This is a genomic window from Streptomyces sp. NPDC004658 (assembly GCF_040609555.1).
Taxonomy (GTDB): Bacteria; Actinomycetota; Actinomycetes; order Streptomycetales; family Streptomycetaceae; genus Streptomyces.
Genome location: NZ_JBEXKG010000407.1, coordinates 1 through 1,190 on the forward strand (window position 1 = coordinate 1; position 1,190 = coordinate 1,190).

Here is a 1,190-nt window from a genome sequence, read left to right on the forward strand (position 1 = left end):
CCGGCTGTGCACATGCGGTTCGAAGGAGCCGACGACGAACGCGCCGACGGCGGCCAGCACCAGCCCCACCGCGATCCAGCCGGTCCGGCCGGTCGCCACGTACAGCAGGATCACGAACAGGCCGAAGAACAGCAGCGAGGTGCCGAGATCGCGCTCCAGCACCAGGACCCCGACACTGATCAGCCAGATCGCCACGATGGGGCCGAGCACCCGGCCGGTGGGGAGCTGGAGCTTCCAGATCCTGCGGCCGGTGTACGCGAGGGCGTTGTGGTTCGCCGCGAGGTAGGCGGCGAAGAACACGGCGAGCAGGATCTTGGCGAACTCGCCCGGCTGGAAGGAGAACCCGCCGACCCTGATCCAGATCTTGGCGCCGTTCACCGCCGGGAAGAAGATCGGCACGATCATCAGGACGAGGGCGGCGGCGACGGAGAGGTACGCGTACCGCTGGAGCACCCGGTGGTCGCGCAGGAAGACCACCACCGCGATGAAGACCGCGACGCCGAGCGTGGACCAGATCAGCTGGGTGGGCGCCGCCTGGTCCCTCGGCGTCTCCAGGTCGAGCCGGTAGATCAGCACCAGGCCGACGCCGTTGAGCAGGACGGCGATGGGCAGCAGCAGCGGATCGGCGTACGGGGCGCGGAAGCGGACGGCGAGGTGCGCGAGGAGGGCGAGCAGCCCGAGGCCGCCGCCGTATCCGGCGACGTCGGGCGGGACGGCGTCGTCGTGGGCCAGACCGACGGCGGCGTAGCCGTAGACGGAGATGAGGACGGCCCCGATGAGGAGCGAGAGTTCTACGCCGCGCCGCTTGGGCAGGCGCAGCTCGGGCGGGGGTGCGTCCGCCGTCGTTGCGGTCATGCCACGCAACGTAGCAAGAGGTGGGTCTTATTTCCCTTATGTCCGGATGGGGAGGTGTGTGGGGTCCGGACGTCAGACGACGGGGGAGGAGCTCGGCGGCGCCTCGTCGCCGTCGTCCAGTCGTACGTACTCCGGCAGCGTCAGCCGGGCCACCGCCCCGCCGTCCGGCGCGTTCTCGAAGGCCAGCTCGGCGCCCATCACCTCCGCCTGCCCGACGGCGATGGTGAGGCCGAGGCCGTGCCCCTTGGCGCCGCCCTCCGTGCGGAAGCGCTGCGGACCGCCCGCGACCAGATAGCCGGGGAAGCCGTCGCCGTGGTCGCGTACGGTCACCACCG

General features: G+C 71.0%; 2 protein-coding genes. Both read right to left on the bottom strand.

Annotated features, from left to right (window positions below):
* A partial coding sequence (locus ABZV94_RS41725; protein ID WP_356350335.1) for an FtsW/RodA/SpoVE family cell cycle protein occupies window positions 1-855 on the bottom strand: 855 nt, incomplete at its 3' end.
* 72 nt (window positions 856-927) lie between these two features.
* Window positions 928-1,190: ATP-binding protein (locus ABZV94_RS41730; RefSeq protein ID WP_356350337.1), on the bottom strand; the 263-nt coding region annotated here is incomplete at its 5' end.